General features: G+C 71.3%; 18 protein-coding genes. 7 read left to right on the top strand and 11 right to left on the bottom strand.

Going from position 1 to position 23,303, the window contains the following annotated elements; all coding sequences use genetic code 11:
- The first annotated feature begins 40 nt into the window (after positions 1-40).
- Together ACTOWY_RS01780 and ACTOWY_RS01785 are read left to right on the top strand one after the other, a co-directional pair.
- The gene (locus tag ACTOWY_RS01780; RefSeq protein WP_441307830.1) at positions 41-817 is read left to right on the top strand and encodes a hypothetical protein; all 777 of its coding nucleotides are present in this window, start codon (positions 41-43) and stop codon (positions 815-817) included.
- 117 nt (positions 818-934) lie between these two features.
- Positions 935-1,717 (top strand): hypothetical protein, encoded by a 783-nt coding sequence (locus ACTOWY_RS01785; protein ID WP_441307831.1) that lies wholly within the window; start codon positions 935-937, stop codon positions 1,715-1,717.
- Here the strand turns inward: ACTOWY_RS01785 and ACTOWY_RS01790 are convergent.
- From ACTOWY_RS01790 to ACTOWY_RS01805, 4 genes are all read right to left on the bottom strand, one after another.
- Positions 1,651-2,832 (bottom strand): hypothetical protein, encoded by a 1,182-nt coding sequence (locus ACTOWY_RS01790; protein WP_441307832.1) that lies wholly within the window; start codon positions 2,830-2,832, stop codon positions 1,651-1,653. The two genes, ACTOWY_RS01785 and ACTOWY_RS01790, sit on opposite strands and share 67 nt — an antisense overlap.
- Before the next feature lie 16 nt (positions 2,833-2,848).
- Positions 2,849-3,445, bottom strand: coding sequence for a DUF3558 domain-containing protein (locus ACTOWY_RS01795; protein WP_441307833.1), 597 nt, complete (start codon positions 3,443-3,445; stop codon positions 2,849-2,851).
- Positions 3,442-3,771 (bottom strand): hypothetical protein, encoded by a 330-nt coding sequence (locus ACTOWY_RS01800; protein WP_441307834.1) that lies wholly within the window; start codon positions 3,769-3,771, stop codon positions 3,442-3,444. Before ACTOWY_RS01800 ends, ACTOWY_RS01795 begins: the two co-directional genes overlap by 4 nt.
- 108 nt (positions 3,772-3,879) lie before the next feature.
- Entirely contained in the window at positions 3,880-4,605 is a 726-nt protein-coding gene (locus tag ACTOWY_RS01805; RefSeq protein ID WP_441307835.1) for a DUF998 domain-containing protein, read from the bottom strand.
- A gap of 339 nt (positions 4,606-4,944) precedes the next feature.
- Between ACTOWY_RS01805 and ACTOWY_RS01810 the strand changes: the two genes are divergently transcribed.
- The gene (locus ACTOWY_RS01810) at positions 4,945-5,376 is read left to right on the top strand and encodes a glycine cleavage system protein H (RefSeq protein WP_247757686.1); all 432 of its coding nucleotides are present in this window, start codon (positions 4,945-4,947) and stop codon (positions 5,374-5,376) included.
- Position 5,377: 1 nt separating this feature from the next.
- Here ACTOWY_RS01810 and ACTOWY_RS01815 read toward each other — a convergent pair whose 3' ends face one another.
- Both ACTOWY_RS01815 and ACTOWY_RS01820 read right to left on the bottom strand, forming a co-directional pair.
- Positions 5,378-7,036, bottom strand: coding sequence for an FAD-binding dehydrogenase (locus ACTOWY_RS01815; RefSeq protein ID WP_441307836.1), 1,659 nt, complete (start codon positions 7,034-7,036; stop codon positions 5,378-5,380).
- A 261-nt stretch (positions 7,037-7,297) separates the two neighbouring features.
- Positions 7,298-7,744, bottom strand: a complete 447-nt coding sequence (locus ACTOWY_RS01820) for a MarR family winged helix-turn-helix transcriptional regulator (protein ID WP_441307837.1) — start codon at positions 7,742-7,744, stop codon at positions 7,298-7,300.
- Positions 7,745-7,895: 151 nt separating this feature from the next.
- Here ACTOWY_RS01820 and ACTOWY_RS01825 point away from each other — a divergent pair, with 151 nt between their 5' ends.
- The 3 genes from ACTOWY_RS01825 (at position 7,896) to ACTOWY_RS01835 (ending at position 10,812) form a co-directional block, all read left to right on the top strand.
- Entirely contained in the window at positions 7,896-9,092 is a 1,197-nt protein-coding gene (locus ACTOWY_RS01825; protein WP_441307838.1) for an MFS transporter, read from the top strand.
- Positions 9,093-9,157: 65 nt separating this feature from the next.
- Positions 9,158-9,943 (top strand): SDR family NAD(P)-dependent oxidoreductase, encoded by a 786-nt coding sequence (locus ACTOWY_RS01830; RefSeq protein WP_441307839.1) that lies wholly within the window; start codon positions 9,158-9,160, stop codon positions 9,941-9,943.
- A 41-nt stretch (positions 9,944-9,984) separates the two neighbouring features.
- The gene (locus tag ACTOWY_RS01835; RefSeq protein ID WP_441307840.1) at positions 9,985-10,812 is read left to right on the top strand and encodes an aldo/keto reductase; all 828 of its coding nucleotides are present in this window, start codon (positions 9,985-9,987) and stop codon (positions 10,810-10,812) included.
- 92 nt (positions 10,813-10,904) lie between these two features.
- Here the strand turns inward: ACTOWY_RS01835 and ACTOWY_RS01840 are convergent, their stop codons facing one another.
- The 3 genes from ACTOWY_RS01840 to ACTOWY_RS01850 form a co-directional block, all read right to left on the bottom strand.
- Entirely contained in the window at positions 10,905-14,747 is a 3,843-nt protein-coding gene (locus tag ACTOWY_RS01840) for an nSTAND1 domain-containing NTPase (RefSeq protein ID WP_441307841.1), read from the bottom strand.
- A gap of 210 nt (positions 14,748-14,957) precedes the next feature.
- Positions 14,958-17,045, bottom strand: coding sequence for a glycoside hydrolase family 2 protein (locus ACTOWY_RS01845; RefSeq protein ID WP_441307842.1), 2,088 nt, complete (start codon positions 17,043-17,045; stop codon positions 14,958-14,960).
- Between the two features lie 412 nt (positions 17,046-17,457).
- A complete protein-coding gene (locus ACTOWY_RS01850; protein WP_441307843.1) occupies positions 17,458-17,931 on the bottom strand; it encodes a VOC family protein in 474 nt (157 codons plus the stop codon).
- A 19-nt stretch (positions 17,932-17,950) separates the two neighbouring features.
- On the opposite strand from ACTOWY_RS01850, the gene ACTOWY_RS01855 reads away from it, so the two are divergent.
- The gene (locus ACTOWY_RS01855) at positions 17,951-18,796 is read left to right on the top strand and encodes an AraC family transcriptional regulator (RefSeq protein ID WP_441307844.1); all 846 of its coding nucleotides are present in this window, start codon (positions 17,951-17,953) and stop codon (positions 18,794-18,796) included.
- Here ACTOWY_RS01855 and ACTOWY_RS01860 read toward each other — a convergent pair.
- Together ACTOWY_RS01860 and ACTOWY_RS01865 are read right to left on the bottom strand one after the other, a co-directional pair.
- The gene (locus ACTOWY_RS01860; RefSeq protein WP_441307845.1) at positions 18,786-21,533 is read right to left on the bottom strand and encodes a hypothetical protein; all 2,748 of its coding nucleotides are present in this window, start codon (positions 21,531-21,533) and stop codon (positions 18,786-18,788) included. The genes ACTOWY_RS01855 and ACTOWY_RS01860 overlap by 11 nt on opposite strands.
- Positions 21,530-23,302 (bottom strand): HSP90 family protein, encoded by a 1,773-nt coding sequence (locus tag ACTOWY_RS01865; protein ID WP_441307846.1) that lies wholly within the window; start codon positions 23,300-23,302, stop codon positions 21,530-21,532. Before ACTOWY_RS01865 ends, ACTOWY_RS01860 begins: the two co-directional genes overlap by 4 nt.
- Between the last annotated feature and the right edge of the window lies 1 nt (position 23,303).

The raw sequence follows: 23,303 nt of genomic DNA on the forward strand, positions 1-23,303 counted from the left end.
CGGTGAGCCACAGGGGTGTCTCGGTCAGCTCACGGCCTGGATGCGCAAAGCGGGTCAGCAGCTGCCACCGCCGGAGCCGCCGAACCCGGTGCGGGGAATCGAGGTCCGGGACTGGCAGGTGCGCAGTTCGGTGCAGGGCGTCGACTTCCACCTGACCTGCCAGATCTACTGGCAGGTGTTGGCGGGCAAGAGCTTCCACCCGGACCTGGAGGGGATCGCGCGACACGCGATCCTGCAACGGGTGAGCGCGGTGACCACCAACGGGTACCCAGGACACCACGTGTCACTGCAGATCCGGTTGAACGCCGAACTCGGGGAATCCATGGTGGACCCGACCGGACGGATCGCGGCCCGCGCCGAAGAGCTGACCCTGACCATCGCCGACGGCACCCTGGAACGGATGCAGCGGTACAAGGATCTGTTGCTGGCCAAGGCGGTCTGGGACCTGGAGTCCCAGCTGGAGCGCGATCGCAGCCGGTACTTCCAGCAGGAGGTGCTGCGCGACACCAGCGCGGCCGCCGCCTGGTGGCTGGCCCGGAACCCGGACCGCACCGAGGCTGCCCCGGACATGGTCGAACACCTCGGCCAGTGGGTGCGCGCGGCCAACGGCGCCGCCCACCCCGGACCGCCACCCGCCGGGCCGCCACTCACGACCGCGGTCGTCGAGATGGCCGCGGACATGGACGAGACGAGCCGCGAGTTGTTCGTCAACCACCTGACCCGCTTCCTCGACCAGTACGGGCGGACTAACGCCAGCGCCGAACTGCGGCAGTCGCTGTTACGGCCCGCGAACGGCCGGCACGCTCCGCCACAGTGAGGCCGTTCTCACGCTGGCATCCGGGTTAGGCGGCCCTCTGCGTGACAAAAGTCACGCTCGCCAGGCGTACGACCCTCCACACTGCTCCGGCGGGTCCATTGCCAAGGAGGGTCGTACATGACCGGATCCACACCGGTGCGGCGGACGGTCGGACCGTTCGCCGGGGTGGGCACCTGGTGGCGTTCCCGCCAGCTGCAGAAGGAGATCGGCGCTGCCGTGGTGGCCCCGGCGGTCAGTCCCGCCGCGGTGGCGCGGTATGAGGTCGCCGCCTGCCGGGTGCCCAGTTCGACCGCGGAGTTCACCTTCAGCTTCTCCTGCACCGTGCGCTGGCGCATGGTGACCTCGGACGGGCCTCGGCATCCGAATCCGGCCGGGGTGGCGGTGAACGCGGTGCTGCACCGGGCGATGGCCATCACCGCGGTCGCCGAGCTGACCGACGGGGAACGGGTCAACGCCGAACTCGCCGCCGAACTCGGCACGCCCAAGGCCGATCCGGGTGGCTGGGTGCAGGGCTGGGCCGAGGACATCGGGCTCTCCGCCGACGCCGAGGACCTGACCCTGGTCGCCCAGTTGCAACGCTTACGCCGCAAGCGGTTGGCCTGGGCGGCGGAGCGGGAATGGGAATGTGATCAGCGGCAGTATCTGACCGACAGTGTGCTTCGCGACCCCGGTTCGGCGGTCGCGTGGTGGCTGGCCCGCCACCCGGACGAGATCGAGGAAGCCGTCCGGTTGGTGGGCCCGCTGGCCCGGCTGGTCTCCGCCGTGCACCAGACCGAGATCCACCCGCTCTACCGCGAGTTCGAGCCCCGCCACCAGCTTCCGGGCCCGCGGAATCAGGACGGTTCCGGTCCCTCGCCGATCACCGGCGGCGGGACCGTGGGCAGGTCGTCCAGTCCGTAGATCTCGTCGCTGAGTGTGCGATACCTGGTGTTGTGCTCGACCTCGTCCTCCCGCCGGGCGCCGGGGGTGACTGGCGGCTGGAGCAGTGAAGCCCCTGGGGCGCCTGGCTTTCCGGGTGCACTGGGGGTCGCGCGCTGGGTGGGGGCGGTGGCCGGGGCTGGGGTTCGGGGTGTTGAGCCACGGTGGCCCTGGCCGCCCGGCACGCCGGGAAGTCCTGCGGCGGAACCGAATCCGACACTGGAGCCGCCGGAACCGGTGCCGCCACCGGCTGCCGCGCCGCCCGGGATCGGCGGTTCCGGACGGAGTGCGGGCGAGGCGGCGGCCTGCGGGCGGGTGGCGTCCGCCGGTCTGGTGGGATCGGCCGGGTCCGCGGGATTGCCTGGGACAGCGGGGGTTCCGGGATTGGCGGGGCCGGGCTCCGCGCCGGTGGGTGGCTGGGTGCGGGCGGGGTCCTCGGCGCCGCGGGCGGGTGGGTCGGGCACGGGTGGTTCCCGGCGGCCGCGGTCGCGGTCGCGACCGCCGGGTGGTGCCGGGGGCGGGCCCGCGGGCACCGCCTCGACCGCGATCCGCGGTGGGTCGGGCAGTGCGGGCGCCGACTCGGCCTGGGCCCTGGCCGCGGTCTCGAAGGCGTAGAGCGCGCGGTTGGCCGCGTCGTCGCGGGCCTTGTTGGCCGCGAGCTGCTCGTGCATGTCCTGCTGGATCTGGAGCAGCGCCAGGGGGTTGAACGTAGCGGTGGCCCCGTCGGACAGGCCGGGCTGGCGTACCGCCTGGGCCGACTCGATCCTCGGTTTGGTCTCGGCGAAGTCGATCCCGTGCGCGGCCACCCCGGCGAGGTTGGACTGGGCGGCGGTCATCGCGCCCATCGCCCACTCCAGGGACGGCCGGGCCGCGTCGAACAGGGCACTGGCCGCCGCGCCGTGCCAGTCCAGGCCGAGGTCGGCCAGCGCCCTGGCCACCCGGTCCCGGCACTGCTCCGCGGCCTCGTGCACCGCGCGCAGCGTGTCCACGGGCTGGTGCACCGCGCCGCTGCCCGCGCCCTGCTGCATCCAGTCGTACTTCACCTCCAGCGGATAGCCCTCGAACCGGTTGTGCCGTATCCGTGGCCCCTCGCTCATCCCCGCCCCCTTGTCGTCATCGTCTGCCGCGCAGCTCCACCAGGTTCCGGGTGGCCAGCTCGGCCATGGCCACCGCGCGCCCGCACAGCTCGGCCGCGGTCAGCGGCACGGGCTCGGTGTCGTAGGAGTACTGGATCCCCAGCCGCTGGCCGTCCGCCACGCTGACATCCACGAAACAGCCGCGGCCGTCGGTGCTCCGGCGGTTCTGCACCGCCGGGAACCCGGCCACGGTGACCACCTGGACCTCCAGGTCGGTCGCCCCCGGCCGCAACCAGACGTCCGCGCCTTCCTGCGGCACCGGTGTCACCCCGTAGGCGTACCGCGGCTGTCGGCCCGCCCTGGAGAAGGAGCAGCCCCGGTTGTCGAAGCGGTCTCCCGCCTGCGCGGCCATCACGAAGTCCAGGCCGAGTTCCCGCTGCTGTGCCTCGGTGAGCAGCGCGCAGACCTGTGCCCCGGTGAACCCGTCCAGGCGGATCTCCCTGGGCCGGGCCGACACCAGCGCCTTGGCCGCCGCGCGTGCCGACGCCTCGTCCATGGCCACCGGCGAACCCGGCACCGAACATCCCGCCGCGAACACCAGCGCGGCCAGAACCAGCGCGCGCGGCGCGATCATGACGGATACCGTGCCAGGGACTCGGCGATCTCGGCTTCGGTGAATCCGTATTCCTCGGCGGCGACCCGGAGTTCGACCGCCGCGTCCAACAGGGTCTGGCTGTACTTCCGGTACTGCCGATAGATCGAATCCGGGGCGTCGACGAACTTCCAGTTGTACACCTTGGCGGTGTCAATGCTGACCGGATCACCGCCGCAGGGTTGCAGCCGGAGTCGATCCTGCAACGCCCGCAACTGCTCGCGGAGCCACTCGCCCTCGCGGTAGAGCACCGCGTACGCCCTGAGCACCTGTTCCCTGGTGACCCGTACCCGATCGTCCAGCCCCACGACTACTCCCCGATTTCCACCCATAACGATCAGTAACCGTGAATGAGGAAAGCAAGTGTCACCGTGACTATTCGCACACAGCTCCGGACCTTCACCCGGATGTTTGAATCAGGTGGAAAAAATGCTTGTGTCCGCCTGCAATTTGCCACCGTTGGCCGGAATTCTATGCGCCCACCAGCCTAGTGCCACCACTGCCATTACCTCGGTGAAGGCGAGCAGGCGTTCCCACAGGCCGAGCGGGAAGATCTCCCACCAGGCCACGCCCAGCGGCCCGTAATAGGCGATCACCGCGATCAGCGGCGGGAACCACAGCAGCGAGGCCAGGCCCAGCCACCACACCACTCTGGCGAAGCCGCGCGCGGCCGCGTCCCGCAGCCAGGGCCGGGCCAGCAGCAACGCCGCGATCGGCAGGCCGAGGAAGGCCAGCGCGCTGCCGATCCGGTGGATGTCGCCGCTCATGCTCGGCCCCACCGTCCAGTCGTGCTTGGGGAAGAGCACCACCATGACCAGGCCCACCACCCACAGTCCGAGGAACACCGTGGCGGGCGCGGCGGGCCGGGTCACGCCCTTGCGCACCAACCCGAACAGGATCACCGCGGAGCCCGCGGCGAGGATCAGCAGGGCCAGGTCGAAGACCCAGCGCGCGTCGGTGAGCGCGTAGTGGCTGATGGTGCGGCGCAGCGGGGCCGAACTGGGCAGCAGGTCCAGCAGGCCGACCAGGGCGATCCCGGCCAGCACCAGCACGGTGCCGAGCGGGGCGGCGGCGCCCAGCACCCGTTCGGGGAGGGGTCTGGGCGCCGCCGCGACGGCGGTGCCGGCCGGTTCCGTCGGCATGGGGGGAACCTCGGGAACCAGCACGGGCACCTCCGCGGCAGGGCGCCGGGGTCTGCACTCCGCCGGCGCCAGGTCGTTGCGATCTGTCCTCCGGTCAACGCGGGGGCGGGCAGTGCCCGTTCCCACCCGCGGCTGTCGACATCCTGAAGACAGCTTCGGGTGCCGCCGACTTGAGGGTGAGCAACCCCACCACCCGACCGGAGCAGTGCCGCGACCAGGGCTTTCGTCCGAGCAACCGATTACCTATACACAAGGGTTTCGAAATACGGGTTAATCGATCTCACGACGCAACGTCGACGGGTTGGCCACACACAGTCAGATGTCCTAGCGTCACCCGGCATGGCGGTAAAAGACCTGTACCAGGAGTTAGCGGACGTACCGGACAAATTCGACTACACCGCGGACCACGCGTGGATCGAGTTCGGCGAGGACACGGTCAAGCTCGGCCTGACCGCGCCCGCCTCCCGATGCCTCGGCACGGTGCGCTACCTCAGCCTGCCCCCGCGTGGCGCGCGGCTGGAGGCGGGTGAGCGCTGTGGCCTGATCGCCTCGATCCGGCTGTGCAGCGATTTGTTCGCGCCGGTCAGCGGAGAGGTCGTCGAGGTCAACACCGAGGTGCTCGACGACCCCTCCTTGCTGTTGTGCAGCAACGATTCCGATGTCTCGTGGCTGGTGAAGGTGCGGCTGACGGCGTGGCCGGAGCACGTGCTGACCCCGGAGGAGTACCGGGAGTGCGTGGACGCGGCCTACCCCAGCCACCGCAAGGACTGACTCAGCCGACCGCGGCCGCCGCGGCCCGGCCCGCCGTGCGGCCGGAGAACAGGCAGCCACCTAGGAACGTGCCCTCCAGGGACCGATAACCGTGCATGCCGCCGCCGCCGAAGCCCGCCACTTCGCCCGCGGCGTACACGCCGGGCAGCGGCTCGCCACCGGCCTGGAGCACCCGGCCGTCGAGGTCGGTCTCCAGGCCGCCCAGGGTCTTGCGGGTCAGGATGTTCAGTCGCACCGCGATCAACGGCCCCGCCTTGGGGTCGAGCAGCCGGTGCGGGCTGGCCACCCGGATCAGCTTGTCCCCCAGGTAGTTCCGGGCGCCGCGCAACGCGGTCACCTGGAGGTCCTTGGTGAACGGGTTGGCGATCTCGCGGTCCCGCGCCACAACCTGACGCTCCACATCGGACAGTTCGATCAGCGGGTCGCCGCCGGTGAGTTCGTTCATCCGGCGCACCAGCGCGGGCAGGGTCTGCTCGACGATGAAGTCGATCCCGTTGCGCTTGAACGCCTCCACCGGCGCCGGCGCGCCCGCGCGGGCCCTGCCCAGCACCTGACGCACGCTCTTGCCGGTGAGGTCGGGGTTCTGCTCGGAACCGGAGAGCGCGAACTCCTTCTCGATGATCTTCTGGGTGAGGATGAACCAGGTGTGCTCGTGCCCGGAGCGCATGATGTGCTCCAGGGTGCCCAGGGTGTCGAAGCCGGGGAACAGCGGCACCGGCAGCCGTTGCCCGCGCGCGTCCAGCCAGAGTGAGGACGGGCCGGGCAGGATCCGGATGCCGTGCCTGGCCCAGATCGGGTTCCAGTTCTGGATGCCCTCGGTGTAGTGCCACATCCGGTCCGGGTTGATGATCCGCCCGCCTGCGGCCTCGGTGATGCCGAGCATGCGGCCGTCCACGTGCGCGGGCACGCCGGAGAGCAACTTGGCCGGCGGGGTGCCCAGGCGTTCCGGCCAGTTGCGGCGGACCAGATCGTGGTTGCCGCCGATGCCCCCTGACGTGACGATCACGGCCTGGGCGCGTAGCTCGAAGTCGGCGATCGGGGTGCGTGAGCTGCCTTCGCCGCGGGCCACCGAGCTGGGTTCCAGGACCTGGCCGCGCACGCCGTCGACCACGTCGCCGGTGACGGTCAGCTCGTCCACCCGGTGCCGGAACTTCAGCGTGACCAGGCCGCGGTCCACCGCGGCGCGCACCCGTTTGACGAACGGGGCGATCACGCCGGGCCCGGTGCCCCAGGTGATGTGGAAGCGCGGCACCGAGTTGCCGTGGCCGTTGGCGTCATAGCCGCCGCGCTCGGCCCAGCCGACCACCGGGAAGATGCCGATGCCCTGCTGTTTGAGCCAGGACCGCTTCTCCCCCGCGGCGAACTGCACATACGCCTGCGCCCACTTGCGCGGCCAGTGGTCCTCGTCGCGGTCGAAGCCCGCGGTGCCCAGCCAGTCCTGCCAGGCCAGGTCGTAGGAGTCCCGGATGCGCAGCCGCCGCTGCTCGGGCGAGTCGACCAGGAACAGGCCGCCGAAGGACCAGAACGCCTGTCCGCCCATGCTCGTCTCGGGTTCCTGGTCGAGCAGCAGCACCCGGCGGCCCGCGTCGGCGAGTTCGGCGGTGGCGACCAGACCGGCCAGCCCGGCGCCCACCACGATGACATCGGCATCGGCAGCCATTGACGACCCTTCTCCCGGAGCAGGTGACGCGATGCGCCGATCATGCCGCGTCGGCGGGGGCTGGTCCTAGTGACGCGCGCGGATTTCTACTCGCGGGTAGCGGATTGGCCGGGTCGCCGGACCCGCCGCTCGCCGACTTGGGCCAACCCGGCGTCCCAGTTGGGCCAAACCGGCGTACGACTTGGGCCAACCCGGTGTCCGTAACGGCCAACTCGGCGTCTGCAACGGCCAACTCGGTGTACGAGAACGGCCAACACTCGGTCAGGGGGTCCAGGCGGTGGCCAGGACGGCTACCAGGGGGGCCAGTTCGGGGAGGGCCTGGGCTTCGGTGAGGGCCTCGGCCAGGGCGTCGTCGTGGATCGGGCGGGCCTGGTCGAGCAGGCGCTGGCCGGCCGCGGTGACCTCGGTGTAGATGCCGCGCCGGTCGTCGGCGCACAGGTAGCGCTCCAGCAGGCCGCGCTCCTCCAGCCTGGTGACCAGGCGGGTGGTCGCGGACTGGCTGAGCACCACCGCGTTGGCCAGCTGGTTCATCCGCATGTGGTAGCCGTCCTGGCGGGACAGGATCGAGAGCACGCTGAACTCGCGCACCGACAACTCGTGCTCCTTCTGCAGCGCCCGCTCCAGTTTGTCCTCGATCCGGCCGTGCAGGGCCGCCAGGGTGCGCCACCCCTGAGCCCGCGCTTGCACCGCGTCGTCGGCCAGTCCCATCGCCTTCACCCCGTCTGAACTGCTCGGCTTGCGCCGTCCGGTCTACCGGTGCATCATACAGCTCGCGCAATAACCGGCGTGTGCAACTATCGCAGACGCGGGTTATTGTGAACGCCGCTAGTTGAGAACGCTACCTACCTGGGAGCTGGACATGCCCGTTGCACTGCTCGCCCTGGCGATCAGCGCGTTCGCCATCGGCACCACCGAGTTCGTCATCATGGGGTTGTTGCCCGAGGTGGCGGCCGATTTCGGGGTGACGATCCCGGCCGCGGGGCTGCTGATCTCCGGGTACGCGCTCGGTGTCGTGGTCGGTGGCCCGGTGCTCACCGCGGTGGGCTCGAAGCTGCCGCGCAAGACGATCCTGGTCAGCCTGATGGCGCTGTTCATCGCCGGGAACCTGGTCTCCGCGCTGGCCGAGACCTACGGGGTGCTGATGACCGGGCGGGTGGTCGCCGCGCTCGCGCACGGCGCGTTCTTCGGCGTCGGCTCGGTGGTGGCCGCGGACCTGGTCGCGCCGGAGCGGCGGGCCAGCGCGATCGCGATGATGTTCACCGGGCTGACCATGGCCAACGTGCTCGGCGTGCCCCTGGGTACCGCGCTGGGTCAGCAGCTCGGCTGGCGGTCCACCTTCTGGGCGGTGACCGTGCTCGGCGTGCTCGGCCTGATCGGCATCCTCGCCCTGGTCCCGCGCACCCAGGCCGCGCCCGGCGGCGGACTGCGCCAGGAGCTGGCCGTGTTCCGGATCCCGCAGGTGTGGCTGGCGCTGGCGATGACCGCGCTCGGCTTCGGCGGGGTGTTCGCCTCCTTCACCTACATCGCGCCGATGATGACCCAGGTCGCCGGGTTCACCGGCGGCACCGTGACCTGGCTGCTGGTGCTCTTCGGCGCCGGGCTGTTCGTGGGCAACCTGCTCGGCGGCAAGGCCGCGGACCGCGCGCTGATGCCCAGCCTCTACCTGATCCTGGCCGTGCTGGCCGCGGTGCTGTTCACCTTCACCTTCACCGCGCACTCCCAGCTCGGCTCGGTGCTGACCATCGCGGTCTTCGGCATCGCCGGGTTCGCCACGGTTGCCCCGCTGCAGATGCGGGTACTGACCAAGGCGGCGGGCGCGCCCGCGCTGGCCTCGGCGGCCAACGTGGCCGCGTTCAACCTGGGCAACGCCGGTGGCGCCTGGCTGGGCGGACTGGCCATCGAGCACGGGCTGGGCTACACCGCGCCGAACTGGATCGGCGGCACGCTGACCGTGGCCGGGCTGGCGGTCGCGTTGTTCTCCGGCTGGCTGGACCGGCGGCGGCGCGCGACGATCAGCACCGGATCGATCGAACCGGCCACCGCCCTGGCCCGCTGAATATCCGTCTCCACCGCATATATCGCCGTACTGAATATCCTCGCCCCGAAAGGCAGCAAGCAGCGATGAAGATCGACCTGACCGGACGCACCGCCCTCGTCACCGGCTCGACCAGCGGGATCGGCTACGCCGTGGCCGCCGGATTCGCCCAGGCGGGCGCCGCGGTCGTGGTCAACGGCCGGAGTGCGGACCGGGTGGACGCGGCCGTGGCCACGCTGAAGGCGGAGACCGGCTCGGACACCATCACCGGCGTCGCGGCCGACATCGCCACCGCCGAGGGCGCCGAGGGCCTGTTCGCTCAGCTCCCGGACGTGGACATCCTGATCAACAACACCGGGATCTTCGAGCCGAAGCCGGTCTTCGAGATCACCGACGCGGACTGGCTGCGCTTCTTCGAGGTCAACGTGCTCTCCGGGGTGCGGCTGTCCCGGCACTACGCGCCGCGGATGGCGCGGCGCGGCTGGGGCCGGGTGATCTTCGTCAGTAGCGAGTCCGCGGTGATGATCCCGCGCGAGATGGTGCACTACGGGATGACCAAGACCGCGCAGCTCTCGGTGGCCCGCGGCCTGGCCCTGGAGGTGGCGGGCACCGGGGTCACGGTGAACAGCGTGCTGCCCGGCTCGACCCTGACCGAGGGTGTGCGCACCTTCATCGGCGAGCTGTACCCGGACCTGCCCTTCGAGGCGGCCGAACGCGAGTTCATGGCCACCGACCGGCCGACCTCGCTGCTCAAGCGGCTGATCCGGCCGGAAGAGATCGCCAACCTGATCGTCTACACCGCCAGCGAGGGCGCCTCGGCCACCACCGGCGCCGCACTGCGGGTCGACGGCGGCCTGATCCCCACCATCTGATCCACCCCCTGATTTTCTGGCACGCCACGAAAGGAAGATCGATGAGCACCGTTCCGTCCCTCACCCTCAACAACGGGGTGGCCATGCCGCAGCTGGGCTTCGGCGTGTTCCAGGTGCCGGACGCCAAGACCGAGGCCGCTGTCACGCACGCACTGGCGGCCGGGTACCGCAGCATCGACACCGCGGCCATCTACGGCAACGAGGCAGGCGTCGGCGCCGCCCTGGCCGCCGCGGACCTCCCCCGCGAGGAGCTGTTCATCACCACGAAGCTGTGGAACAGCGACCAGGGCTACGACAGCGCGCTGCGCGCCTTCGACGCCAGCCTGGACAAGCTGAAGCTGGACTACCTGGACCTGTACCTGATCCACTGGCCCGCCCCAGCCAACGGCCGCTACGTGGACTCCTGGAAAGCGCTGACCAAGCTGCAGGCCGACGGCCGGGTCCGCGCGATCGGCGTGTCCAACTTCCAGCCCGGCCACCTCAACGATGTCATCGACGCCACCGGCGTGGTCCCCGCGGTGAACCAGGTCGAACTGCACCCCCGCCTGGTCCAGTCCGAGGTGCGCGCCGCGCACCAGGACCTGGGCATCGCCACCGAAGCCTGGAGCCCCCTGGCCAAGGGCGGCCTGCTCGACCACGACCTGCTGACCAGCCTGGCCACCAAGTACGACCGCAGCCCCGCCCAGGTCGTCCTGCGCTGGCACCTCCAGCTCGGCAACATCGTCATCCCGAAGTCCGTGACCCCGTCCCGCATCAAGGAGAACCTGGACGTCTTCGACTTCGACCTGACCCAGGACGACCTCACCGCCATCACCGCCCTGCACGACGGCCACCGCACCGGCCCCGACCCCGACACCTTCAACGGCTGACCCACAACGGCCAACACCCCGTACGACAACGGCCAACACGCGACACGCATCGCGTGTTGGCCGTTGTCGTACGCCGGGTTGGCCGTTGTGGGTCAGGTGCAGTGGGGGCGTTGCGGGACGCCGGGGAAGTACTGGTCCCATTCCTGCTCGGTCAGCTCCGCCCCTGGCAGGCCGCACACCGCCGCGGCCGCCTGCTCCGGATCGGCGTCCCACAACAGCACCACCCCGTCATGCCCGCCACTGACGACCGTCCTGCCGTCCGGGCTGAACTGCGCGCTGTACACCCGGTCCTTGTGCAGGGCCAGCACCGCGGACTCGGTGAGCCTGCCCTCGGCGGAGATCTCCCACAGTCGCAGCGTCTGGTCGGCGCCGGTGCTGGCCACCGTGCGGCCGTCGGGGCTGAAGGCCACCGAGTAGGTGGTGTTGCCGTGTTCGGTCCTGGCATCCACCAGCTTGGGGTCGGCCGGGTTGCGGATGTCCCACATGCGCACCGAGTGGTCCGCGCCGGTGGAGGCGACCAGGGTGCCCTCGGGGTTGATCGCGACCGAGTAGGGCAGGTCCAGGTGTCCGGTGGCGGTGGCCAGCGCGGTGGCGCGCTGGTAGTTCTCGATCCGCCACAGCCGGATGGTGCGGTCGGCGGCCGCGGCGGCCAGAATGCGGGTCTTCTCGTTGTAGGACACGCCCATGATGGCGTCGGTGGGGCTGGTCAGCTGGGCGCCGCGGCGGGGGTTGGCCGGGTCGCGGATGTCCCACATCAGCACCGTGCTGTCGATGCTGCCGGTGATCAGGGTGGCGCCGCCGTCGGCGAAGGCCACCGACAGCACCCCGTCCTCGTGGCCTTCCAGGGTGCCGCGCAGGGTGACCTCGGTCAGGTTGGTCACCGACCACAGCCGGACCTTGCCGTCCAGGGTGGCGGTGGCCAGCACTGAGCCGTCGGGGCTGAACCGGACGTCGTAGACCATGTCGTGGTGGCCTTCGAGCACCTTGATCAGTCTCGGGTGCCGCTGGTCGCGCACGTCCCACAGCCGCACGGTGTGGTCGGCGCCGCCGGTGACGAGCAGTTTCTGGCTGGGGTGCAGCACCGCGGTGCGCACCGGCCCGCTGTGCGCGCTCAGCTCGGGCAGTTCCACCGGGCGTTCCGGGTCGGCGAAGTCCCACAGTCGCACGCTCTGGTCCAGGCTGCCCGAGGCCAGGGTGGTGCCGTCGGGGTGGAAGACCACCGAGCGCACGATGTCGGTGTGCTTGCTCAGCACCGCGCCCGCCCTCGGCCGGGCGCGGTCGCGCAGGTGCCAGACCCGGAGGTCGTTGTCCAGCGCGGCGGAGACCAGGGTGTCCCCGGTCGGGCTGAAGGCGAGGTCGAAGACGGTGTCCCGGTGGCCCTCCAGGCGGGGCAGCGCGACGGGGTTGGCCGGATCGCGCAGGTCCCACACCCGCACGCTGCGGTCGACCGAGCCGGTGGCGAACAGGGTGCCGTCGCGGTTGAAGGCCGCGCCGAAGGCGGTCTGCCGGTCCACCGGCAGGTTGCCAGAGCGGGCCACCTGCAGGCTGCCCATCGGGCGCGGGTCCGCCGGGTCGCGGATGTCCCAGAACCGCACCGGCTGATCGCCGGAGCCTGCGATGGCGAAGGTGCGCTCGTCCGGGCTGAAGGCCATGCCGTGCACGGTCCTGGCGTCCTTGAACTTGGCCCGTGGCTTGGCCGCGGCCGGATCGCGCACGTCCCAGAGTTCGACCACGCCGTCCACCCCGGCCACCGCGAGCAGTCCGCCGCTGCGGTCGAAGGCCAGTGCGCTGACCGGGGCGCCCTGCCACGGCAACCGGCCGATCTCCTTGCTCTGCCGCGGATCGCTGACATCCCAGAACAGCACGCCTGCGCCGCCGGAGGCGACCAGGCCGCCGCCGGGCCGGTAGGCGAGCGCGGCCACCGGGCCGCTGTGCCCGTGCAGGGTGCGCAGCCGGTACGGGTGCCTGCGGTCGCTGACATCCCACAGGCTCAGGGTGCTGTTCTGGTTGGCCACCACCAGGTGCCTGCCGTCCGGGCTGTACATGGCCGCGCCGATGGTGTTGCCCTGTTCGGTGAGCGGGCTGGCGTAGTGGATGGCGTTGGTGCTCAACAGGTTGCCGCGGGTCTCCGGGATCGGCGCGAGCCGGTAGGCGGCCAGGCTGAGCCGGGCGGCCAGGGCGGGATTGGTGCCGCGTAAGGAGATCGACCGGTCGGAGACCTGCTGGGCGAGGGTGGTGGTGCGTTCCTCATCGGCCATCCGCTGGGAGTCCACGGCGAAGCCGGTGGCCACCACGCTGAGCACGAGCATCACGGTGAGCAGCGCGACGGCCTGCCACAGCCGCCGGGTGCGCCGCCGGTCCACCTGGTCCTGCCGGGCCTGTTCGGCCAGGCTGGCGTCGAGGAACCGCCGTTCCCCCGCGGAGAGGGTGGAGTCGTTGCGGCCCGCCCAGTCCTTGGCCACGGCCAGCCGGGAGCCGCGGTAGAGCGCGCCGGGATCGCGGTGGTCGGCCTCCCAGCCGGCGGCGGCCTCGGTGAGCTGGCGGTGCACCCGCAGGCTCTCCCGGTCCTCGGTGAGCCAGCCGCGCAGCCGGGGCCAGGACCGGATGAGCGCCTCGTGGGTGATCTCCACGGTGTCGCCGTCGCGGGTGAGCAGGCGGGCCGCGGTGAGCCGGTCGAGCACCAGCGCGGTGTCCGGGTCGGCGGTGTCGAGTTCGCCGCGGTGGATGCGGCGTTTGGTGTCCTCGGTGCCCTCGCCGAGCGCGGTCAGGCGCAGCAGGATCTGCCGCAGCAGGGCGCGCTGGTCCGCGGTGAGTCCACTGTGGACTTCCTCGGCGGTGCGGGCGACGGCGTGTTCGATGCCGCCGACGGCGTCGTAGCCGGTCAGGGTGAGGGTGGTGCCGCGGCGGCGGCGCCAGGTCTCCAGCAGCGCGTGCGAGACCAGCGGCAGCACGCCCGGCCTGCCGGAGGCGTCCGCGACCAGGCGGGTGACCAGCGCGGTCTCCACCGTGCAGCCGGATCGGACGGCGGGTTCGACGATGGCGGCGCGTAGTTCGTCGGTGCTGAGCCTGCCCACGACGATCTGCGCGTCCTGCAGGATCCCGGCGAGTTCGGGGCGTTGCAGGCAGTGGGTGTAGAAGTCCGAGCGCACCCCGATGACCACGCGGGCCCGGCCGGTGATGTCGTCGTCGGTGGCCGCGCGCAGGGCGGCCAGGAAGGCGGAGCGTTCGGCTGGGTCGGCGCAGAGGGTGAACAGTTCCTCGAACTGGTCCACGACCAGCAGGAACTCGGCGCCTGCCGGTTCGCGCTCGAGGAGCTGGCGCAGTGCGAGCCCGAGGTTGCGCGGCTGGTCCCGCAGGTCGGCGGCCAGTCCGCCCGCGGGGGTGCGCAGCCGGGCGGCCAGGGCCACCGCGCATTCCTCCAGCGGGCGGGCGCCGGGGGTGATCACCAGCGCGGGCCCGGCCTTGGGCAGCACGCCGGCGCGCAGCACCGAGGACTTGCCGGAGCCGGAGGCGCCGACCACCGCGACGAAGCGCCGGACGGTGAGCAGGTCGAGCAGTTTGCGCACCAGGTCGGCGCGGCCGAAGAACCGGTCGGCGTCCTCGGCCTGGAAGGCGGCCAGTCCCGGGTAGGGCGGCTGGTCGGTGTCGGTCTCGCGTGGACCGTCGGGTTCGAGTTCGGCGACCGTGTCCCGCCACCGCTGTTCCCAGTCCTGCTCCACGCCGCCGCAGGCCCGGACGTAGGCGCGGGTGACGGCCAGGCTGGGCAGCCGGTCGCCGCGCGCGGCCTGGGCGAGGGTGGCCATGGAGAAGTGCGCCCGGCGGGCGAGTTCGCGGTAGCTCGGGTTTCCGGCCTGCTGGCGCAGCACGCGCAGCTCCCCGGCGAATCGCTGGATCGGTCCGGCAGCCGGATCCAGCGGACGTTCTGGACGTGGCATAACCCCCACCCCGGATTGTGTGCGGGTTGATTGTGTAGTGGGTGCGGCGAAGCCACACAACAACGGAAGGGCTAAAACTGTTCGTGAGGGGCTGACACGAGTGCTGGGGGAGTACTGGGGTCACGCTGAGCGCGAGCACTGGGGGTCGCGCACGGGGGGCCCGCACAACCGGAGGATTGTGCGGGCCTTCCCTCTCTTTCCCAGCCCGGTTCAGCCGGCCAGATTCCAGGTCACCGTGTCGGTGTGGGTGCGGCCGTTCTTGAGGCCGGTCACGGTGACCGTGTTGGCGCCGGGTCGCAGCGTCACCGGCCAGGTGTGGATGCGGTCGGCCGAGGTCTTGGCGCCGTGCGAGACGCCGTTGACGGTGAGGGTGACCGAGTCCAGGTTGGCGTAGGCCTTGACCGTGGTGGCCGCGGTGCTGCGCTGGGTCCAGCGGCGGCTGGCCAGGTACACGGTGGGCGTGTCGGTCCAGTTGGCCTTGTAGTAATAGAAGGCGTCCTTGCGGGTGTGCCGGTCGTAGGTGACCAGGCCCTTGTCGTTGCGGCCGTCAGTGTCGCCCTCGGAGCGGCTGTCCACGGCGAAGTCGAACATGTTCCAGACGAAGCTGCCCCACAGGTAGCGCCGGGTGTCCAGTTGCTTCCAGTGGTTCTCGTGCAGCAGGTTCTGGTATTCCTCCGGATGCCATTTCCCGGTGGTGACCGGCGGTTTCGGGTTTTCCTCGTGCTGGTGCACGCTGGCGCCCGCGCCGTATTCGCTGATGCTGATCCGGCGGCCGGGGTCCTTGGCGTGCAGCTGGTCGGCCCATTTGCCGGGGCCGGTGTCGCTGAGGCCGTACCAGCCGTAGTACTTGTTGTAGCCGATCACGTCGGTGTGCCCGGCGAGTCCGTCGGTGTCGCCCTTGTGCGTGGCGTAGGTGGACAGCCTGCCGGAGTCCTCGGCCTCGACCTGGGCGGCGAGGGTGTCCAGTATCCCGTTGGTGACGGCGTTGTCGCTGGCCTGCTCGTTGCCGATGCCCCAGAAGAAGACCGAGGGGTGGTTGAAGTTCTGCCGGATCAGCTCGTAGAGCTGCTGCTGGAGGTTGGCCCGGAAGCCCGCTGAGTCGGTGACCTGGTTGACCAGCGGGATCTCGGTCCACACCACGTAGCCGCGCCGGTCGGCCAGGTCCAGGACGTGCTGGGACTGCTGGTAGTGCGCGGTCCGGTAGGCGTTGACGCCCATCTCGTCCATGAGGTCGAAGTCCTGGGTCTGCTGCGCCGGGCTGACCGCCCAGCCGTGGTCCAGGCGGTCCTGGTGCGCGTTGACCCCGCGCAGCTGGAGGCGTTGCCCGTTGAGGGAGAAGCCGGTATTGGCGTCGACGGTGGCCGCGCGCAGGCCGAGCGGCTGGGTGAGCACGTCGGTGACCCGCCCGGCGCCGGCGTCGATGATCTCCACGTGCGCCTGGTAGAGGTAGGGGTCGGTTTTGCCCTGCCAGCGGCGCGGGTCGCGCACGGTCAGGCTCTGCACGGTGGTGAACTCACTGGCCGCGGCCACGGTCCTGGGGGCCGAGGTGGTCTCCGCGACGATCCGGCCGGTGGCGTCGGTCAGCACGGTCCGCACCCGCGCCTGCCGGGCGGCGGGATGGTTGTTCCAGGCCTTGCTGGTCACCTCGACGGTGGCCGCGGCCGCGGTGACGGAACGTTGCCGCAGGTAGACGCCGGGCCCGCCGTAGTCGCCGAGCCGGATCGCCAGGGGGTCGACGGCGGTGAGCCGGACCGAGCGGTAGATGCCGCCGAAGAAGGTGTAGTCGGCGGAGATGGGCGCGATATCCGGGTTGGCCGCGTTGTTGACCCGCACCGCGAGGATGTTGTCCTGCCCGATGCGCAGGGCGGCGGTGGCGTCGAACCGGAATGCCGCGTAGCCGCCGCGGTGTTCGCCGAGCCGGGTCCCGTTGAGCCACACCTCGGCCACCGAATTGACCCCGTCGAACTGCAACCAGACCCGTTTCCCGGTCCATGCGGCCGACGGCGTCACGGTCCGCCGGTACCAGCCGATGCCACGGTGGTAATTGTTGCCACCGTCCTGCCCGTCCCGGGAATTCCAGGTGTGCGGAACGGACACAGCCGACCAGGACGAGTCGTTGAATCCGGGCGCCTGCGCGCCGGGCACATCGGCGCGGGTGAATCGCCAGCCGGAATCCAGTCCGGAATGCTGACGTAGCGAAGGCGCCGCATAAGCGGCGGCGACCGGCGCCGGGACGAACAGGCCGGTCGTGACCATTGCGAGGGCGAGAACCAGGACGAACAGGCGGAACCGGGACACAACACCACCTCATTGTTCATGTGTGTGAACGGTGTTCTGCTGGTTGAACGATCCAGAAAGGTAGCCAGCGTCCGGTCCGGACAGCAAGACCCATTAGTCGCCAGAGCCATCCGCGCAGGTCAAGATGCCCGCGTTGTGCGGCGGTTGGTTGTATGCCGTCGCCCTCGAAGCCAGACAACGCGGGATCAGTTAGAACTGACCACCGAAGGCACCGTCGTGACTGGGGGTCGCGACGGTGTCCGCAGGCGGTCTCCCTCGACCGCACGTGGCGGGGCCGCCACTCCCACTGCGACCCCGCCACGACCCGCCCGCTTCCGGACTGTCTGGGGCAGTTCCGGCGGAGCCCACGCTCCGAGATGTCCGCCGCCCATTCCGGATCCCGAGTTTCCCCGGAATGGTCGGCGGACACGGATCAGCTGTTTGTCCATTCCAGGGCCGCGGCGGCGATTTCCTCGTCTGGCACGTCGCGATCGTGCCGGGCGATGCACCAGCGGATTCCCGCCGGACAGCGGAAAACACCCATCCGGTCACCGGAGAAAGCGTCGCTGACCGGGTTGACCGGGGTCGCGCCCAATTCGATCGCGCGGTCGTAGACCGCGTCCACATCAGCGGTCCAGAAGGTCATGGTGAAGGCGTTGCCCTCGGCTGGGCTGGGCAGGATGCCGTAGTCGGGCATGGGTTCGCTGAGTTGGAACATCGAGTCGCCGAGGCGGAGTTCGGCGTGCAGGACCTGGCCGTCGGGGGCGTCCATCCGTTTGACCACCTCGGCGCCCAGGGCCTGCTGGTAGAAGTCGATGGCCTTGGCGCAGTCGGGGGCGGCGAAGAAGGTGTTCAGGCGGTGGTAGCCGGTGGGGGCGGGGCCGGTGGCGGCGATGTTGTCGGTCATGTGCGGCATCCTGGCTGCCGTGCCGACCGACCGGCTTGGACAAACGCGACAGCTCGCCACGACGAGCGAGTACGGCGTGCTCGGGGTGCGCGACCTCGACTTCACCCTGACCAGGGTGCCGGTCTCGCCGGACCTGGCGCCCCTGGTGGAGCGGCATTGGCTGGTGTCCTGGGCGTTGCCGCCGGGGCGGCGGGCCTCGGTGACGTTATTGCCGCATCCGTGCGTGAACCTGGTGTTCGACCGGGGACGGCCGGCCGTGAGCGGGGTGGGCAGCGCGCGGTTCAGCTACGCCTATGAGGGGGTGGGGCGGGTGTTCGGGGTCAAGTTCCGGCCTGGTGGGTTCCTGCCGTTCCTGGGTGCGCCGGTGGCGGAGCTGACCGATCAGGTGCGGCCGTTGTCGGCGTTGTGGGGCGCCGGGGCCGAGGTGCTGGCGGGTGAGCTGGCGGCGGCGCGGGACCTGGGTGACCTGGTGGCGGTGGCGGAGCGGCATCTCCGGGCGCGCTGGCCGGGGGTGGCACCGGAGACGGCCGAGGTGGGCCGGATCGTGCGGGCGTTGCTGCACGACCGGGACATCACCAGGGTGGCCGATGTGTGCGACCGGTTCGGCATCTCGCCGCGGTCGTTGCAGCGGCTGTTCCACCGGCATGTCGGGGTGAGTCCGAAGTGGGTGTTGCGCCGGTACCGGTTGCACGAGGCCGCGGCGCGGCTCGCCGAGGGCACTGCTGGCACCTGGACCGAGGTGGCCGTGGAACTGGGTTACTTCGACCAGTCGCACTTCATCCGCGATTTCACCAGGGCGATCGGGCTGACGCCGGTGGCCTACGCCGAGGCCTGCCGGTCACGGCAGGCCCCGGTCAGCGCCTGATCTCGGCGAGCAGCTCCTGGATCTGCTCCCGCTGGGGCGCGTCCTCGGCCAGCTGTGCCAGCGCGGCCGTCAGCAGCGGCCCGGCCTCGGGTCCCCGGCCCAGCCCGACCAGCAACCGGCCGCGCAGCACGTCGGCGGTCAGCGTGGGCTCCACCGCCCCGTCCAGGCCGCGGAACTTCTCGGCGGCGGCGTTCGCCCTGGCCAGGGCCGGGTTGAGGTCCTTGTCCGCGGAGAGGATGCGGGCCGCGTCGTAGTCCAGGATGGCGAGGTTGAAGATCTCCTCGGGGTCCTGGCCCAGCCTGGTGGCGAGCTGGTCGGCGGCGGCCAGGTCGGCGCGGGCCTGTTCGGGTTCACGGGCCCAGTGCCAGGACAGGGCGGCGCGGCGGCGGTGGCCGAGTTCGCGCAGGGTTTCCCCGACCTGGCCGAGCACTTCGGCGGCGGCGAGGTGGCGCTGGGCGGCCTGGGCGTCGCGGTCGAGTTCGTCCAGGATGCCCGCGGCAAGGTCGTGCATCTGGGCGAGGCCGTAGGTGTTGTCCGCGGCGGTGCAGTGCGCGGCGACCTGGTCGAGCAGGGCCAGCGCCGAATCGGGCTGGCCGAGTTCGCGGTAGGCCTTGTGCAGCAGGAACCTGGCCCTGGCGAGCAGATCCGGGTCCTCGATCGCGGCGATGGCCTCCTCCAGTGCGTCGGCGGCCTCCGCCGGCAGGTCCACGGCCATGGCCGCGACGGCCAGGTCGATCCTGATCCGGGGCAGGGATTCGACCTGGTGGCGCAGGGCGTCGGCGACCGCGTCGGTGAGGTGCCGGTAGCCGTCGGCCGTGCGCTCCATGGCCATGGCCACCCGCCCGGCCTCGTGCCGGGCGTAGCTGCGCACGACCGGGTCGACGGCCTGGAAGGCCTCGGTGAGCAGGGTGTAGCCGGCTTCCAGCTCGCCTGCGGCGGCGGTCAGGTTGCCCGTGGTGCACAGGTGCTCCCACAGCGCGCCGGCCGGCGGCAGTTCGCGGAGCACGGCGAGACCGCGCCGCGCGTAGTCGAGTGCGGCGGGGACGTGCTCCTCGCCGAGGGCCAGTTCCTTGTGGGTGGCCAGCACGAGCATGTCGGCGGCGAGTTGCCGGTCCGGGTGCCCGTCGGTGCGCTCAACCAGGTCGCGGGCGAGCCGGGCCGCGGTCTCGTCCTCATCGAGGCGGCCGTGGCCGTCAACGAGCCGGGACTGGGCGCGGATCAGCGCTTCCTCGTCCCCGGCCGGGCGCAGCGCCTCGATGGCCGCGCGCAGCAGGGCCAGTCCGGTGTCGCCGTCGCCGTCGTAGCAGTGCACCAGGCCGAGGCGGCTGCGGCAGGTCTCGGCGCGCACCGGTTCGCCGTGCTCGGCGAAGAGCGCGATGGACTCGCGCAGGCAGTCCTTGGCCCGGTCCGGGTCGGTGTCGAAGGTGGCCATCGCCCTGGCCGCCAGTCGACGGGCGCGCAGCAGTGGCGGCGGTTGCGGGCACAGCTCGTCGAAGCGGGCCCACACCGCCGCGGCGACCTCGTCGTCCTCCCGCTGGGTGGCGGCCTCGGCCGCGTCGGCGAGGTCCGCCGGGGTGTCCGGGTAGCTGACCGGTGGCGGCGCGGCCGCGGGCAGGCGGGTGGCGGCGCGGGCCGGGCCGGACAGCGACAGGTGGTCGAGCAGGGGTCGCGCGGACAGGGTGGCGCGGATCCGGTCACCCTGTTCGGTGCTGCCGTTGCGGGCGTCGAAGCGGGCGGCCAGGTCCAGGGCCTGCTCGGCGAGTTCCTCGCGCAGCGCGGCGGCGGGCCAGTCCACGGCGGCCCGGTCGCGGTGCGCGGGCCTGCGGAGGGGGGTGTCCGGGTGTCCGGCCTCGATCACCTGGGTGAGCAGCAGCGCGCCGGCGGCGGCGAAGCGCATGGCGGCGTTGGGGTTGCTGGGTTCGTCGAGCCAGCCGAGGTGGCGGGTCAGGATGTCCAGGCCACGCGGGTGGTTGCCGGTGCGGGCGCAGAAGACGAGATGTTTGCCGATCAGGCCGAGTTCGGCGCGGTCGTGCTGGATCGCCCGGTAGGCGCCGCGGTGGGCTTGCGCGGCCTCGGTGAGCCTGCCGGTGCGCAGGTAGGGCAGCAGCAGGTCGGTGCGGATGCTGTGCGGTTGCTCCCGGCAGTTGAGCGCTCCGGTGAGCACCGGCTGCGCGGCGGCCACCGCGTCCTCGTCCCGGCCGAGCCAGACCAGGTGGTTGATCTTGCCGTTGGGTTCGCAGCCAACGCAGTCGGAGAGTTCGCCGCGCGGGCTGGCGTCCCAGAGCCGGAACTGTTCGGCCGCGGTCTCCCGGTCGCCGATGTGCCTGGCGAGCATTTCCCGGTACTGGTGCACCGGGTTCATGCCGTGTCCGGCGAGCCGGTAGCGGCGTTCCATGTCGTCGAGCACGGCCTGGGTCTGCGCCAGGGGGACCTCGGGGAAGTCGGTGAGGGCGTTGACGATGCCCTTGAAGTTCCAGAACAGGTGGTGGTCGAAGCGCCGCTCGCCCTCGCCGCGGTCGTAGGCGGCCAGGCACCAGGCGAAGGGCACGAAGGTCTTCGCCGGTTCGGCGCCGTAGCGGTAGGCCTGCAGGCTGAAGATCCGGGCGGCGTACTGGAGGTCGGCCAGGCCAAGCGCGTCGGCGTGCCGGATGACCTCCTCGACCGCGGCGGTGCGGGCCGGGCCGTAGGGCAGGTCGTGGCTGGCCCGCAGCTTGTCCTGGAGTTCCTCGGGGCTCACTGGTTGTCCTCCTGGGGCACGGCCGCGTCGAGCAGACCGAGGAACGAGCGGTTGAGCAGGGCGGCGTCGGCAGGCCGGATCGGGTGGTAGCCGAGCAGCAGGGCCTGGCCGTAGAGGGCTTCCACGGCGAGGCCGATCATGGCCGGGTCGGTGAGCGCGCAGATCCGGCGCACCAGGGGGTTGCGGTGGTTGAGCACGAGTTGCGGCCGGTCCTCGGCGGGTTTCTCGAACGCGGCGAGCACGCCGGCCCACAGCTGGTCGGCCTTGGCCCTGGTGGCCTTCAGCTCACTCTGGAAGGCGGCGTCGCGGTCGATGAGGTAGAGCACGGACAGCGCGGCCGGGTCGAAGGCACGCAGCACGACCTCGCAGCCGAGCCGGTCCAGGGCACGCTGGGCGCTGGCCAGGAACGGACGCAGGCCGAGTTCGACGGCCGGGTCGAGTGGGGCGAGCCGGGTCATGACCTCGCCGGGTTCCAGGCGCTGCACGACCAGGCCGGGGTCCAGGGCGGGCAGTCTGGTGATGATCTCGCTGTCGTAGGTGTAGCCGCCGTTGACCACCGCCAGGCCCTGCGCGGAGGCGACCGCGGCGAGCTGGCGGAAGTCCTCGGCGGTGCTGGTGTAGCGGATCCGGCCGTGCCGGGCGCGGAATTCGCCGAGGGTCATCCGCCCCATGTTGGTCTCCACCGGCAGCCATTCGTCGACCAGCGCGAGCATGTCGTCGTCGTGCAGGGCGAGGGCTTTGACGCCGAGGTGGTGGATGCCCAGGAACCGGGCCAGCCGTCCGGGGTCGGTGGCGGCCAGGCCGACCAGCCAGCCGCGGAGCTGGGCGCCGAGGGCTTCGCGCACCTCGTCGAGGAGGCCGTCGTCGTAGAGGGCTTCGCGGCTGGCGGTGGGGCGCAGTTCGGTGGCGTCGACGACGCAGCGGGCGAAGAAGGCCCAGCCGGGCAGCAGGCCGTCGGCGCTCTCGGTGAGCAGCATGCCTTTGAGGTAGACGCGGTGTCCGGCGCGTTCGGCCGGGTTGGCCTGGAACGGCAGCACGTAGGCCACGCCGGTCAGCCCGGCCTGGGGCACGTCGAGTTCGACCACGTCGAAGGGGGTGAAGCCGACGGTGTCCTGGGCGTAGCCGACCAGATCGGCCAGCCGCGCTCCGGCCGGGCGGTCGTCGGCACGCCAGGGCGGTCCGTCCCCGGCGACCCGCGCTCCCCCGACGGTGACCGGGAAGGGCAGCATCGAGCCGTAGAGGGTGGCGAGTTCGATCACGGTGGGCGCGGCGAACCAGGTTTCCGCGCCGGGCCGGGCGGACAGGGTGACGGTGGTGCCCGTGTCGGCGCGCTCGGCGGCGGCGATCCGGTAGGTGCCGTCGGCGCGGCCGACCCATTCCACCGCGGGCGCGCCGGTGTGCGAGCGGGTGATCACGGTGACCTCGTCGGCGACCAGGAACGCGGAGAGCAGGCCGATGCCGAACTGGCCGAGGAACTCGTGCCGGGCGAAGCCCAGCTCATCGCGTTTGGAGCTGCGGCCGATGGTGGCCAGCAGTTCGTGCACCTGGTCCTCGGACAGGCCGATGCCGGTGTCGGTGATGGTCAGTGTCGTGCCGGTGGTGTCGATCGCGATGGCGGCGGGCGCCCCGGGTTCGGCGGCCCGGCGGGCGGTCACCGCGTCGACGGCGTTCTGCAGCAGCTCGCGCAGGTAGACCCGCGGGCTGGAATAGAGGTGGTGGCTGAGCAGGTCGACCACGCCGCGCAGGTCCACCTGGAATGTGCGATCCAAA

Origin of the sequence: Crossiella sp. CA198 (assembly GCF_052078295.1) — a bacterium.
Classification (GTDB): Bacteria; Actinomycetota; Actinomycetes; order Mycobacteriales; family Pseudonocardiaceae; genus Crossiella.

Excerpts from the sequence above, each read along its gene's own strand:
- ACTOWY_RS01780 (WP_441307830.1), top strand. The coding sequence starts at position 41 with ATGCGCAAAGCGGGTCAGCAGCTGCCACCGCCGGAGCCGCCGAACCCG.
- ACTOWY_RS01785 (WP_441307831.1), top strand. The coding sequence starts at position 935 with ATGACCGGATCCACACCGGTGCGGCGGACGGTCGGACCGTTCGCCGGG.
- ACTOWY_RS01790 (WP_441307832.1), bottom strand. The coding sequence starts at position 2,832 with ATGAGCGAGGGGCCACGGATACGGCACAACCGGTTCGAGGGCTATCCG.
- ACTOWY_RS01795 (WP_441307833.1), bottom strand. The coding sequence starts at position 3,445 with ATGATCGCGCCGCGCGCGCTGGTTCTGGCCGCGCTGGTGTTCGCGGCG.
- ACTOWY_RS01805 (WP_441307835.1), bottom strand. The coding sequence starts at position 4,605 with ATGCCGACGGAACCGGCCGGCACCGCCGTCGCGGCGGCGCCCAGACCC.
- ACTOWY_RS01810 (WP_247757686.1), top strand. The coding sequence starts at position 4,945 with ATGGCGGTAAAAGACCTGTACCAGGAGTTAGCGGACGTACCGGACAAA.
- ACTOWY_RS01815 (WP_441307836.1), bottom strand. The coding sequence starts at position 7,036 with ATGGCTGCCGATGCCGATGTCATCGTGGTGGGCGCCGGGCTGGCCGGT.
- ACTOWY_RS01820 (WP_441307837.1), bottom strand. The coding sequence starts at position 7,744 with ATGGGACTGGCCGACGACGCGGTGCAAGCGCGGGCTCAGGGGTGGCGC.
- ACTOWY_RS01825 (WP_441307838.1), top strand. The coding sequence starts at position 7,896 with ATGCCCGTTGCACTGCTCGCCCTGGCGATCAGCGCGTTCGCCATCGGC.
- ACTOWY_RS01830 (WP_441307839.1), top strand. The coding sequence starts at position 9,158 with ATGAAGATCGACCTGACCGGACGCACCGCCCTCGTCACCGGCTCGACC.
- ACTOWY_RS01835 (WP_441307840.1), top strand. The coding sequence starts at position 9,985 with ATGAGCACCGTTCCGTCCCTCACCCTCAACAACGGGGTGGCCATGCCG.
- ACTOWY_RS01840 (WP_441307841.1), bottom strand. The coding sequence starts at position 14,747 with ATGCCACGTCCAGAACGTCCGCTGGATCCGGCTGCCGGACCGATCCAG.
- ACTOWY_RS01850 (WP_441307843.1), bottom strand. The coding sequence starts at position 17,931 with ATGACCGACAACATCGCCGCCACCGGCCCCGCCCCCACCGGCTACCAC.